Raw genomic sequence first — 13,246 nt, 5'->3', positions numbered from 1 at the left:
TAGCGGGAAAACGAGAACTAGGATGCCAAACGATAAGCTAACAGCCCAGAATTACGAAGTCGGGAGCACTCACGCGCGGACTTTCGCCGAATCCGTGCCAGCGTTCGCATCGGGAACTTTCACGCCACGGGACATGCTGGAGGAGTGTTTGGCTGTGATCGACACCCGAGAGTCCGACGTGAAGGCATGGGTCGAACTCAACGCCGAGTTGGCGAAACAGCAGGCGGACGCAAGCACGGCGCGCTGGCGCGAGGGGCGCCAACTCTCACCCATCGACGGCATGCCGGTTGGTATCAAGGACCTGCTCGAGACGCGCGACATGCCAACTCAGATGGGGTGCGAAGCCTTCCGGGGCGCATTCCCGAAGCGGGACAACGCCATCGTGTGGGCACTCCGGCAAGCCGGGGCGGTGATCGTGGGCAAGACCGTCACGACAGAACTAGGCGGAGCGCACCCCGGGCCGACCAAGAACCCATGGAACCTCGCCCATAGCCCCGGAGGGTCGTCCTCCGGGTCTGCCGCCGCAGTGGCCGCAGGCATGGTTCCCGTCGCGGTCGGTACCCAGGTCGGAGGATCCATCATTCGCCCGGCAAGTTTCTGCGGAAACTGGGCGATCAAACCTTCCCAAGGAGCAGTGCACCGCGGGGAGCGTCAAGCCACGACGATGAGCACCCACGGCACGCACGCGAACTCGCCTGAGGACATGTGGACCACGCTACGAGTCGTGGCCGAACTGACCGGAGGTGACCCTGGCTTCCCACGGCTGTCTGGCCCGACCGCATGTCCCCCCGCGAACCGTCCGCTTACTGTCGCTACTCTGAAAACCGAGGGATGGGATAGGGCATCTGACGCGGCGAAGCGAGGGATTTCACGCGTTGCCAAGGCCATCGAGGCCGCCGGTGTGACTCTCATTGGAGCAGAAGAGCACCCGGTAATCGAGGAACTCGAGGATCGGCTTGAGGGCTGCAGTGAACTCACCACCACGATGACCGCCTGGGAAAACCAGTGGCAGCTGAGAAACATTCTTGCGAGCAACCCAGATGGCGTCAGCGATCGCACCAAGCGCGGGCTGACGGTCGCCGAGAACCTCGGGCCCAGCGGCTACGAACGTCTGACACGTATTCGCGAGCAAGCCAAGACGGTCTTCCGGAGTCTGCGTCGAGACGTAGACGTCTTCGTCACCTTGGGGTCGCCCGGACCAGCGCCGCAGTGGGAAGGGGAGTCGCCCGAATTGTCACCGGCTCTGTGGCCGACCGGTGACCCGGTATTCAATACTCCGGCGTCTATGCTGGGCATTCCTGCCATCAACGTTCCAATGCTCTCTGTTGATGGACTGCCCCTAGGGGTTCAGATAATGGGTCAGGCCGGTGATGATGCGCGCCTCGCTTCGTACGGCCGATGGATGGCAGAACTGCTTGCTGCGGCGTGATAGGGAGCGCCGAGGTCCCATATCCATATGAGCGTTGCCTCGTGGGTCACGAAATGCGTCCGCTTAGGGGAGGCGCTGGCGATGAGCGACATTCCCGACACCAGGTAGAGGGTTCAGTTGTTGTGGCTCATGTTGAACGGACTCTCGGAGTGGCGGTGATCCACAAAGTCCAGGTTAGGAAGGAACTAAAATGCGAGCAGTGCGCGTGCGTCAGTTCGGCGGCATAGATCAGTTGGGCGTAGAAGACGTGCCCATACCATCTCCGTTGCCGGGGCAAGTACTTATACGGTTGCGTGCTGCCGGCCTAAATCAAGCAGACATTCTAGTACGCGAGGGGCGGTTCATCGAGATAGAGAGGCAGCAGCGACTCCCAATATCGCCGGGTGTCGAAGGTGCCGGCGAGGTGGTCGCAGTTGGCGAGGGAGTCACCACTCACAAGGTTGAGGATCGAGTGGTGATACTGCCGATGCTCACATGTCATGCATGTCCGGCATGCGCGTCGGGCGAGGTCAGTCGCTGCCCGGAGTTGCGCATCGTGGGCGAGCACTGCGATGGCACATACGTCGAGTACATAGCACTGCCGGCCGCGAATGCGTTACTTGCGCCGCCACAGCCTTCGTGGGAGCAACTCGCTGTATCGGTTGTGGGATATATGACCGCATGGCACATGCTGCTAACGCGTGGTGGCCTAAGATCGGGCGAGACAGTCGTGGTCGTCGGTGCGGGCAGCGGCATGGGGAGTGCTGCCATCCAGGTCGCAAAGTCTGTCGGAGCTGCCGTGATCGCGACCACAGGCTCGGACGCAAAGTGCGGTCGAGCGCTGGAGGTCGGAGCCGATCATGCGGTCAACTATGCAGACAGGAATGATTGGCACGACGCTGTTAAAGAACTCACGAATGGTAAAGGCGCAGACCTCGTACACGACACGGTTGGCGGCGCCACCTTTCAGCGATCGATCAATGCCTTACGACATGGTGGTCGCCTGGTCTGCATGGGAAGCCACTCGGGAAGGTCGGCTGAAGTGCAACTCGTGAGCATTCATCGCAACGAGGTCGACATCCGTGGCTGCCACACAGCTTCGATGTCCGAGGTGCGAGAGTTCCTGCCGAAAATCGGCTCCGATTGGCTGCAACCCATTGTAGACACAACATTCTCGATGAACGAGGTTCAAGCGGCGCACGAGCGCTTAGCATCGCCAGAACGGTTCGGCAAGGTGGCTCTTCTCTTGTGAGGGTAAGGTCCGGTGGAGTCTTCGACGCGTCCCGTGTCTCGGTCCGCGTTTGAAGAGCGGACGGGCATGCGCCAGCTGTTTCGCGTTGGGTAGACGGATCGCCCACAGCTTAGCTGGGCCAGGTTGTGGCCTACGGGATCGCGCTGAGCTGGGTGACCACAGACCTCGCCGCGGATTCGGTCGATGACGAGGTCGTCGGGGCTCTCTCGTTGAGAGAGCCTGCCCCTCCGGAGGAGGTTGCCGAGATCGCAGTGTTCCTGGCATCGGCCCGGGCGCGTCATGCGACGGGAGCCACCGTGGACATCACTGCCGCTGACTACGTGCGCTCACTGATCGACGGTCAGGTGGCGGAGCCGCCCGTGATCTCGTCCGCGAGCAGCGCGACGTGCAGTGATGCCCGGATGTCGGGGTCGTCCAGGTCGGCGCCGATTACCCGGCTCGCCTTGGCCAGCCGGTCGTAGAAGACGGGCCGGGAGACTCGGAGGCTGGTTGCGGCTTCGGCCTTGCTCGTCGGGTGGGTGACCAGGGCGCGGACGGTGTCTGTCAGATGGCTCCCGTAGTGCTCGTCGTACTCGCGGAGTGCGGCGAGTTCGCGGTCCACGAACGTGGCGACGCGGTCGTCCTCTGCCAGCATGGCGAGCAGGCCGCGGAGGTGGACGTCGTCGAGGCGGTGGACGCGTTCGTCGGCTTTGGTGTCCCGGATCGACTGCACCACCTGGTGGGATTCGCGTAGCGTACGGTCGATCTCTGCCGGACGGGGTGCGGGGCGTCCGGCGCCGATGAGCACCGCCACGCGGCGCGCCACCCGTGCGGCGAGGTCGTCGACCACACGATCCGCGTCGACCGATCGGGGTAGCGACACCAGCGCGCGGACGTTGTGATCGAGTTCGCTGACCAGGGCTGGCAACTGCATCTCGTGTGCGGAGTGCACGGTTGCGGCGATGGCCTCATCGATGAGAAGCGCGCCGCCTCCTTCCACGGCTCGATCGATCCGGGGGCGTAGCGTGATCCCGACGAAGTGGCGACGCTCGGTGGGCAGCCCTGCTACCTCGCATCGCCGTAACAGGTCGGGCACGGTCGGGTCTGCCAAGAGGCCGACGAGAAGTTCGTGGTGCGCACGGCGTACGACGCTGTCGCGTTGCCGATCGTGCAGTCGGTGCAGCGCCAGCGCAGCAGCGGCTCGCTCCACGAGTGCCACCATCCGTTCCGGCGGCGGTGAGGGTGTCTGCACCACCAGCCGCCCCCAGCGCCGCTCGCGCTTGCCGATCTGGGTGACGAGCCAGCCGAGATCGGAGTCCCAAGTGGTGCGGCCTTCAACCCGAACGTGTCGGGAGCGGGTGGTCCAGTTCGCGAGGAAGTCGGCAACGTCGTCCGGCCCGGACCGGTAGTCCAGCACCTGGTGCTGCTCGCTCTCTAGAACCACCGTCGCGCCGGAGAGCCGTTGCACGGCGGCGAGGATCTCTTCGGGGCCGGCCTCGTCGATGCTCAGCTCGGTGAAGGTGTCGTGCACTCGCTGGGCTTCGCGCAGTTCGGTGAGCTGGGATGCGATGAGTCGCTCGCCCACCGCCTGGATGACCGCGGCGAACCGCACCTCGCTGGTCAGCGCAACCAAGGGCAGGCCGAGTTGTTCGCACGCCTGGATCAGCGAGCGGGGCAGATGTTGCCACCGGCGACCTAGTTCGATCACGAGTCCGGCTGCATCGCCCTCGGAGAGGCTGGTCGCGAACTGATGGAGCTCGTCTGAGGTGTCGGGCATGGCGATGCCGGTGCTTAACAACAGATCGCCCTCGCGGAGCAGGGGAGCGATATCCGCGAGTTCTGCCGAGTGCACCCATCGCACCCGCTTGTCGAGTGCGTCGGCGCCGGCGAGGACAGTCGGGCCTGCGGCACGTAGAGCCGGTGTCGCCAGTACATCAGCGACTGAGAGTGCGGTCATGCGTCCGCCCACCTCCGGGCCTGACAATCTGACGGACATCTAGCGCAGATCATACAGTTTGTCGGCCGCATCTGAGGTCTCGCTGGGTCACGATGGTGCCTCACGACGGAAGGGACCATGCCATGACGAACATCATCACCCACTGGCGCGACGGAGCCATCTACGACGGCACCTCGGACCAGTGGGCCGATGTCACCAACCCCGCCACCGGCAAGGCGTCCGGGCAGGTTGCCCTGGCCAGCACGGGGGACGCGGCGCATATCATCGCCTCTGCCAAGGCTGCATCCCAGACCTGGCGCGAGACCTCGCTGGCTCGGCGCACCCAGGTCCTCTTTGCCTTCCGAGAGCTACTCAACAGCCGCAAGGAGGAGCTGGCGCACCTGATCACCGCCGAACACGGCAAGGTCTACTCGGACGCGCTCGGCGAGATCGCACGCGGCCAGGAAGTCGTGGAGTTCGCTTGTGGCATCTCCCACCTGCTTAAGGGCGGCCACACCGAGAATGCCTCCACCGGTGTCGACGTGCACTCCAAGCGTGACCCTCTGGGCGTGGTCGGCATCATCAGCCCGTTCAACTTCCCGGCGATGGTGCCGATGTGGTTCTTCCCGGTCGCGATCGCCGCCGGCAACACCGTCGTACTCAAGCCCAGCGAGAAGGACCCCTCGGCCTCACTCTGGCTCGCCGAGCTCTGGAAGGAAGCCGGCCTCCCGGACGGGGTCTTCAACGTGCTTCAGGGCGACAAGACCGCGGTCGACGCGCTGCTGCAGTCCCCGGATGTCGCGGCGATCAGTTTCGTCGGTTCCACCCCGATCGCCCGCTACGTCTACGAGGAGGCTAGCCGCTACGGCAAGCGCGTCCAGGCTCTCGGCGGCGCCAAGAACCACATGGTGGTCCTTCCCGACGCCGACCTCGACCTCGCGGCCGACGCCGCGGTCAACGCCGGCTACGGCAGCGCGGGTGAGCGCTGCATGGCTATCAGCGTGCTGGTCGCAGTCGAGCCCATCGCTGACGAGCTTGTCGCTCGCATCGTGGACCGCACTCGCACCCTGCTGATCGGTGACGGCAGCAAGGCTGCCACAGTCGACGGCAAGGAAGCCGACATGGGCCCGCTGGTCACCAAGGCCCACCGCGACAACGTCGCGAGTTTCATCGACTCCGGTGAGGCGGCCGGCGCCAAGGTGGTGATCGACGGTCGGCAGGTGCAGCCCCGCGGCGAGCAGGACGGCTTCTGGCTGGGCCCGACGCTCTTCGACGGCGTCACGCCGGACATGGATATCTACACCGAGGAGATCTTCGGCCCGGTCCTCTGCGTCGTACGGGCCAAGTCCTACGACGAGGCCGTGGCGCTGATCAACGCCAACCCGTACGGCAACGGCACCGCGATCTTCACCAATGACGGTGGTGCCGCCCGCCGCTTCGAGGAGGACGTTGAGGTCGGCATGATCGGCGTCAACGTCCCGATTCCTGTACCGGTCGCCTACTACTCCTTCGGCGGCTGGAAGCGCTCGCTCTTCGGCGACACCCACGCACACGGCACCGAGGGCGTGCACTTTTTCACGCGCGCCAAGGCTGTCACCACCCGTTGGATCAACCCGGCCGCTCGTCCCGAGGGTGGCCTCGAGCTGGGGTTCCCGCAAAATGTCTGAGACAACCGTCACCGCACTCAACGACGCCGACCGGGCCTACGAGCTCGACCGCGCCCACGTGTTCCACTCCTGGTCTGCGCAGGCGACCCTGGACCCGATGGTCATCACCAAGGCCGAAGGCTCCCACGTCTGGGACGCCGAGGGCAATCGACTGCTGGACTTCACCTCCCAGCTGGTCTACACCAACCTCGGCCACCAGCATCCGCGGATCGTCTCCGCGATCCAGGATCAGGCGGCCACGCTCTGCACGGTCGCGCCGCAGTTCGCCAACGGTACCCGCTCGGAGGCCGCTCGCCTCATTGCCTCGCACACGCCGGGCGACTTGAACCGGGTCTTTTTCACCAACGGTGGAGCCGATGCTAACGAGCACGCGATCCGGATGGCGCGGTTGCACACCGGCAAGCACAAGGTGCTGTCGACGTACCGCTCCTACCACGGCGGCACCCATCTGGCCGTCAACGTCACCGGCGACCCCCGTCGATGGCCTAGCGACAACGGTTCCGATGGCACGGTGCACTTCTTCGGACCGTTCCTTTACCGGAGCCCGTTCCACGCCACCACTGAGGCAGAAGAGTGCCAGCGGGCACTGGAACACCTCGAGCAGGTGATCACCCTCGAGGGGGCGAGCACCATCGCCGCGGTCGTCCTGGAGCCCATTCCGGGAACCGCGGGCGTCATGATCCCACCCGCGGGTTACCTCGAAGGCGTGCGCGACCTGTGCGATCGGCACGGCATCGTGTTCATCGCCGACGAGGTGATGGCCGGGTTCGGCCGCTCGGGCAAGTGGTTCGCCCTCGAGCACGCCGACGTCGTTCCGGACCTTCTCACCTTCGCGAAGGGTGTCAACTCCGGCTATGTGCCGCTCGGCGGGGTGGCCATCAACGAAGCCATCTACGACACGTTCACCGATCGGCCCTACCCGGGTGGCTTGACCTACTCCGGGCACCCGCTCGCGTGTGCCGCCGCCGTCGCCACCATCCGCGCGATGGAGGACGACCGCATCGTCGAGCACGCGGCCGATCTCGGTGACACGGTCCTCGGCCCAGGCCTGTGCGAGCTCGCGGACAAGCACGACTGGATCGGTGAGGTGCGCGGCACTGGGGCCTTCTGGGCCATCGAGTTCGTGGCCGACCAGGAGACCCGCGAGCCACTGGCGCCGTACGGTGGCAGCAGTCCGGAGATGGCGGCGATCCTGGCGGCCTGCAAGCGTCGTGGGCTGCTTCCCTTCGTTAACTTCAACCGAATCCACATCGTCCCGCCGCTCACGACCACCGTCCAGGAGGCGCGCCAGGGACTGGCCATCCTCGACAAGGCGCTGACGGAGGCCAGGGTGAGTGCGCAGTGAGCCCGGCCGCACCGACGAGCACCTCAGGGTCGCTGCTGTTCAGACCGATCCAGCTGAATACTTTGGAGCTAGACAATCGGATCGTGATTTCCCCGATGGGGATGTTCTCTGCCAGCGCCGATGGCATACCGGGGGATTGGCACAAGATGCACCTAGGGACGCTCGCTCTCTCCGGAGCGGGCTTGGTCATCATGGAGGCGACGGCTGTATCTCCGGAGGGCAGGGCCAGCGACCGCTGCACTGGGTTGTGGACGGACGAACATGCAGCGGCGATGCACGATGTGTTGTCGTTCTGCAGGCGCCTTGCGCCGGCGAAATTTGGGATCCAGTTGTCACACATGGGACGAAAAGCCGGTCGCCCGGTCCCGTGGAAGGCTCATCGCCAGCCGGCGGAGGGACTATGGGATCCAGTTGCTCCATCCGCTATCGCCTACCCAGGCAACAACGTCCCGCATCCGTTGTCCAAGAGTGAAATGTCGCAGCTGCTCAGGGCATTCGCCGATGCCGCGCGGCGTGCTGACGACATCGGATTCGACCTTCTCGAACTGCACAGCGCACATGGCTACCTGCTGCACTCGTACCTCTCTCCCCACAGCAATGCTCGGACCGACCGCTATGGCGGAACCCGCTCGGCACGCATGCGCTTCCCGCTGGAGGTGTTCGAGGCAGTGCGGGCAGCTTGGCCCTCCGGCAAGCCGTTGGGTGTGCGGGTGAGTGCCACAGACTGGACGCCACAGGGATGGCAGCTTGAAGATACGGTTGCGTTTGCATCGGAACTTGCTTCGCGTGGCTGCGACTATCTGTGTCTGTCCAGTGGGGGAAGCTCCCCCGAGCAGCGCATCGAGTTGAGCCCTGGCTACCAAGTGGGCTTCGCAGAAACTGTGAAGACAGAAGCTGGAATCACCACGATGGCAGTGGGTCTGATAACGACGGCGTCGCTTGCTGAACAGATCCTGAAACGGGGGCAAGCGGACCTCGTGGCGATCGGACGGGCGGCTCTCGCCAACCCGCGATGGCCGTTGCACGCAGCCGTCGAGCTCGGTGAGGCCGTCGGAGTCGCACCTCAATACGCGCGGGCGTTTACTCAACTGCCGCCACGTGGCGCTGGGAGCTAACGGTGGTGGGGGCGTACTGGGCCTTGTGGGGCCGGATGGTGTTGGAGATGTTGCGGAAGTGCGTGAGTTCCACTGCCAGCGAATCGCAGGGTCGCTGTTGAGTGCGCGGTGGAGGTGCTCATACCGCCGTGCGCACCGACCCCGAGAAGGGGCCCAAGGCAATCACGCTCGTCGGCACCGGGGCGCCCCGCCCGGACCTCAGTGGCGAGTGCGAGCTCGACAAGGTCGGCATGGAGGAGTCCGGCATCGCAGCGGTTTTGTTCGAGAAGGCACGCGCGCCGGGCGCGCCGACTACGGTCGGCCAGGCGCTGGGCGACCCTCGGATGGCGTGGAGGGTCCCGTTCCCGGCGTTTTGGCGGTAGTCGGTTGGTGCTACACCGAAGAGATCGTCCGATCCCCAAATCTCCGTGCCCTCACCGCGAGCTTTCACCGAATCGACCACCACACCCGCGAGATGAGGAAGCATATCCTTTACACAGCAACAATTATGAGCGTTACATGATTAGATCGCTCCATATAAATTGTCCACACTAGACAGACACGCCGCAGCGGTTCACGGAAAGTGCGCCAGAACCGCTCATCGGACAGACCCCCAACTTGGGAAAGGGTGCCAAACCCGGGACGGTTCAGTAAGATTCGCGTTCGACTGAGTGACTACTCACGTGCGAAGGGGCTCACGAGTGCGTTGCGGGCGCTGATCGAAGGGTCCCTGATCGTTCAGCGCCCGACAACGTACCCGAATCGTCTCGCGCTACCACCACGCCGAATCTGCTTTGGCTGTGTGTGGTGTGGTGTCATGATTTCGCACGTCGAGGACGTCGACTAGTTGCGCGAGCGAGGTTTTCAGGTTCTGTGAGCGGTCGTGCTGGAATTGGGCGATCACCATCATCTGGGCGTGGCCGTGTCGGTGGAATTCGGGTGCGTCCCAGTTCAGGTACCGGACGTGTACGCCGTGTCGGTGCAGCAGGGCGATGACACGGGCGAGGCTGTTGTTGGTCGCCCTTATCGTGATCGACAGGGCAGTGGAGAACGGTGTGGTGTCAAACTTGGGCATGGGCGTGTCCGTTCGAGGCCGGGTTCGATAGCCAGACGCTGCGTAGTCGTCCGACCTCGGCTATACGTTGCTCGGCGAGTAGTCCGGCGGCGTGTGCCGGGGTGGTGCCGGTGTCGGTGGCCGTTGTCATGATCTTTAGGCTGGTGTCGAAGATCTTGTTGACGCGGGCCCGCGCCCGCTCGTGGTTGAATCCTCTGATCTCGTCGGCAACCTGGATGAGCCCTCCAGCGTTGACTGTGTAGTCCGGCAGGTAGAGGATGCCGCGGTCGTTGAGGACCTGATCGATGCTGTCGTGGGCGAGTTGGTTGTTGGCGCCGCCGCACACGATCTGCGCCCGCAGCGCGGAAACGGTTTGCTCGTTCAGGACGCCGCCGAGCGCACACGGCGCGTAGATGTCGAGGTCACGGGACAGCAGTTTCTCCGGGTCCTCAAGTTCGACTTCCGGGTGCCGGTTGCGTAGGTGTTCGGCGGCGGCCTTGCTGATGTCGGCGACGACGACCGACGCTTGTTCGGACAGCAGGTGTTTGACGAGTTTGCGGCCAACTTTGCCTGCGCCGGCCACACCTACGCGCATCCCGCGCAAGGAAGCGGTGCCTCTGGTGTGCTGGGCGGCCGCGCGCATGGCGTGGTAGACGCCGAGTGCGGTGAGGACCGAGGAATCGCCCGCTCCGCCGTGGGCGCGGGTGCGGCCGGTGACGTAGCGGCTCTCGCGAGCGATGATGTCCATGTCTTCGGGGTAGGTTCCGACGTCGCAGGCGGTGTAGTAGCGGCCGTGGAGTGACTCAACGAACCGGCCGTATGCGCGCAGCAGCGCCTCGCCTTTCACCTCGGAGGGGTCACCTATGATGACAGCTTTGCCGCCGCCGAGGTCTAGGCCGGCGCACGCTGCCTTGTAGGCCATGGCGCGTGAGAGTCGTAGTACGTCGGTTAGCGCCTCGTGCTCGGACTCGTACGGATAGAAGCGGGTTCCGCCGAGGGCTGGCCCGAGGGCGGTCGAGTAGATCGCGATGATTGCCTGAAGTCCGCTCGCTCGGTCACGGCAGAAGACCACCTGTTCGTGGTCAGTTGACTCAACTACTAGGGACATCGGGTGCTCCTTGTGGGAGTTCTGAGCGGGACTGGGCAAACAAAAAACCTCCCGTGCGAACGCACGAGAGGTTGGCGCAGGCTGTTGTTACGTCAGCCCGCGCCGCCGATAATGATCAGTCCAAATGACATGGCCGCGATTCTATAGCCTCGTGCTGAAGAAAACAAGACCTGCCCTCATATCGTCAGAGTCGCCGGAGGATCTGTCAGATTTACGGCCCTGGCTCACATTCGGCGGTGACAGATGTGGCAGCCGAGCCGTGCGCGCCGGTGGGTCCGGTCCTCAACCTCCCGACACCGGTGTTGTAGAGCGACCGGACTGGTGTGGCACCTGGGACCAGACCACTCGCCATCGCGAACTGCTCAACGCCGTTAGGTGATCGGCACCTTGGTCACGATCTGGAAGTGCGCTCGACCTGCTTGCTCAGATGTGGATAGTGCTGTCTGCCGATGGTGACCGATCCACGTGCCGGGCGCACCGCCGCCGACGTGCCTATGGTGCCGGGCCCACGCTCGTCGGTGTAGCTGATCGCGTAGTCGACGACACCGAGCCAGCGACCATCCGCCGCGCGTTCCCACTTCCGTAGCTCGCCGGGGACATCTCCTCGCACGTTGAGCCCGCCAGCACTGGGCTTCCGACACTCAAGCGGAACATTCGGGAACAAATGGTCGAGCTGTACCCAGACTAGGCCTTCGGTGACGCTGAGCAGCGGGTGCAGGGGACAGCGCTTCTCGCGCCCCTCAGCCACCCGATCACATAGACACTCGAACACAGATTCGATGGTATCGAAGTTCGTCGAACAATTCTGTTCGGGCGTCGTCGAGCTGCGGGTGGTGCAGGTCGATGAAATGCGCCACGCGCCGTTGCTCGAGTCCGATGCGTTGGAGTAGGGCGCCGCATCGGACTGCGCTCTGATCCGGTTGCTACCCGGTGCAACGCCAGGGCAGTGCAACGCATCGAACATCACCTGCGTCTTCTGAGCAAGGGGCTGCTGCGGAAGGGGAAGCCTGTGACGCGTCGTCTCCGTGTGTCGATGTCGATCGCCCTCGCAGTAGTCGTTGTCGCTGCCTGCGTCGATGACGGTCCGGGCGATAAGCCGCCACTGCGGAGCGACACAAGCGCCACCTCGCACGCTGCGCGGCACGTCGTCCGTGGCGATGTGACCCGTCTGCACACGCCGGAGGGTGAGGCGGCGATCCAGCTGGTACTCGACACGCGCTCCATGGACGCTGGAGAGCAGCTTGCCGTCCGACTGGTCAACCGGGGTGACGTAGAGGTCATGACAGGTCTGCCGATCATCCAGGAGCGGTGGAACGGCGAACGGTGGGTCGAGATCACACAGCACGGTGTCTGGCCCGACGTTGGAATCCTCCTGCGACCGGGTGAGAGCACCGACGCGCGGACCTGGCCGTTCGGAGGTCTCGTCGAGCTGGGCCGCTACCGCCTCACGAAGTCAGCGAGGTACGAAGGCGGCGCTGTCGATCGGCGACTCGTGGCTGCGGTCACGGTTGAGGTCCATTAGCGGCTTGGCGTGAACGATGAAGCGACCGAGACTGTCTAGGACGGCTAGTTCTGGCCCCGGCTCGTCCCCCTGCGGGTGTGGCCCCACCAGCCATCACGCGAGTACGGCGAGATCGCCTGGGCACCTTCCACCCGCACGGTTGCAGATGTCAGTCGCGGCCACAACGACAGCGTATTTGATCGATTCAGGCACAGTGCGTGGGTAGGAACTTCGCCGCATTCATGCGCGCTCCGCAATGACTGGCATCAGGAGGCGGCCGAGCGCTACACGGGGTGGGCTTGGGGTAATCAGGAACGCCTGAGCTTCCACCCAGTTAGATCTATCGCGACAGAACGCTGTATAGAGACTATAGGCAAACGTTGTATAGAGATTAAATCCGTGTTGTCCGTTGCCAAGAAGATCTTCCTTCCTTTTTGGCGGGGCATCTTCGACTGGGCGTTCCGTGCCATTGAAACTCACTCGATGACGGGTGACAACGGCAACCAGTGCACACAGCTCACTGAGAACGAACCTATCTACCTGCAAGAACGGCACTCGCTGGCGCGCTGGTCATACCAGTCGCGATCGAACAAGATCCACTGGCAGAGCCTGGTCGCCACACACCCCTACCTGTCATTTGCCAGGACCGATAGCAGTCGAACACCAATCGATCTTGCCAACATAGATTCCTCACGCCTGGTCAGGTCGACCATGGCGAGGTAGATCATGCGGCAACGGACACGTGTTCCCGATAGAAAGGACACGGTGGCCAGTCTTGAAGAAAAGGAAACGTGGACTGACGGCCTTGAGTGCCGTGGCGACAGTCCTTGCCACGATCACTGCCATCGTGATGACACCATCAGCGATCGCGCACCCCAAAACACAACTCAAAACGGTGTACG

The 13,246-nt window shown here is 64.0% G+C and carries 11 protein-coding genes; 7 read left to right on the top strand and 4 right to left on the bottom strand.

The window, feature by feature from the left end:
- The first annotated feature begins 22 nt into the window (after positions 1-22).
- Together ACFQGD_RS25635 and ACFQGD_RS25630 are read left to right on the top strand one after the other, a co-directional pair.
- Positions 23-1,429 carry an amidase gene (locus ACFQGD_RS25635; protein ID WP_345402466.1) on the top strand — a complete coding sequence of 469 codons (1,407 nt, stop codon included), beginning with the start codon at positions 23-25 and terminating at the stop codon, positions 1,427-1,429.
- A gap of 199 nt (positions 1,430-1,628) precedes the next feature.
- The gene (locus tag ACFQGD_RS25630; protein ID WP_345402469.1) at positions 1,629-2,660 is read left to right on the top strand and encodes a zinc-binding dehydrogenase; all 1,032 of its coding nucleotides are present in this window, start codon (positions 1,629-1,631) and stop codon (positions 2,658-2,660) included.
- Between the two features lie 340 nt (positions 2,661-3,000).
- Here ACFQGD_RS25630 and ACFQGD_RS25625 read toward each other — a convergent pair whose 3' ends face one another.
- Complete coding sequence (locus tag ACFQGD_RS25625; RefSeq protein WP_345402472.1) at positions 3,001-4,596, bottom strand: PucR family transcriptional regulator; 1,596 nt, start codon at positions 4,594-4,596, stop codon at positions 3,001-3,003.
- A gap of 122 nt (positions 4,597-4,718) precedes the next feature.
- On the opposite strand from ACFQGD_RS25625, the gene ACFQGD_RS25620 reads away from it, so the two are divergent.
- From ACFQGD_RS25620 to ACFQGD_RS25605, 4 genes are all read left to right on the top strand, one after another.
- A complete protein-coding gene (locus ACFQGD_RS25620; RefSeq protein WP_345402475.1) occupies positions 4,719-6,242 on the top strand; it encodes a CoA-acylating methylmalonate-semialdehyde dehydrogenase in 1,524 nt (507 codons plus the stop codon).
- Entirely contained in the window at positions 6,235-7,587 is a 1,353-nt protein-coding gene (locus ACFQGD_RS25615; RefSeq protein ID WP_345402478.1) for an aspartate aminotransferase family protein, read from the top strand. Before ACFQGD_RS25620 ends, ACFQGD_RS25615 begins: the two co-directional genes overlap by 8 nt.
- Positions 7,584-8,702, top strand: a complete 1,119-nt coding sequence (locus ACFQGD_RS25610; RefSeq protein ID WP_345402480.1) for an NADH:flavin oxidoreductase/NADH oxidase — start codon at positions 7,584-7,586, stop codon at positions 8,700-8,702. Before ACFQGD_RS25615 ends, ACFQGD_RS25610 begins: the two co-directional genes overlap by 4 nt.
- Before the next feature lie 101 nt (positions 8,703-8,803).
- Positions 8,804-9,064: a hypothetical protein gene (locus ACFQGD_RS25605; protein ID WP_345402482.1), complete on the top strand. Its 261-nt coding sequence runs from the start codon at positions 8,804-8,806 to the stop codon at positions 9,062-9,064.
- 389 nt (positions 9,065-9,453) lie between these two features.
- Here the strand turns inward: ACFQGD_RS25605 and ACFQGD_RS25600 are convergent, their stop codons facing one another.
- The 3 genes from ACFQGD_RS25600 to ACFQGD_RS25590 form a co-directional block, all read right to left on the bottom strand.
- Positions 9,454-9,756: a hypothetical protein gene (locus ACFQGD_RS25600; RefSeq protein WP_345402484.1), complete on the bottom strand. Its 303-nt coding sequence runs from the start codon at positions 9,754-9,756 to the stop codon at positions 9,454-9,456.
- Positions 9,743-10,843: a Glu/Leu/Phe/Val family dehydrogenase gene (locus ACFQGD_RS25595; RefSeq protein WP_345402485.1), complete on the bottom strand. Its 1,101-nt coding sequence runs from the start codon at positions 10,841-10,843 to the stop codon at positions 9,743-9,745. Before ACFQGD_RS25595 ends, ACFQGD_RS25600 begins: the two co-directional genes overlap by 14 nt.
- A 391-nt stretch (positions 10,844-11,234) precedes the next feature.
- A complete protein-coding gene (locus tag ACFQGD_RS25590) occupies positions 11,235-11,591 on the bottom strand; it encodes a hypothetical protein (RefSeq protein ID WP_390221103.1) in 357 nt (118 codons plus the stop codon).
- A gap of 411 nt (positions 11,592-12,002) precedes the next feature.
- On the opposite strand from ACFQGD_RS25590, the gene ACFQGD_RS25585 reads away from it, so the two are divergent.
- On the top strand, positions 12,003-12,365 hold the full coding sequence (locus ACFQGD_RS25585; protein WP_345402491.1) for an immunoglobulin-like domain-containing protein: 363 nt from the start codon (positions 12,003-12,005) through the stop codon (positions 12,363-12,365).
- Positions 12,366-13,246 lie beyond the last annotated feature (881 nt).

This window comes from Haloechinothrix salitolerans, assembly GCF_042662605.1.
GTDB lineage: Bacteria > Actinomycetota > Actinomycetes > Mycobacteriales > Pseudonocardiaceae > Haloechinothrix_A > Haloechinothrix_A salitolerans.
Note: the sequence above shows the minus strand (reverse complement) of the source record. Positions and strands in the feature narration are given on the sequence as shown.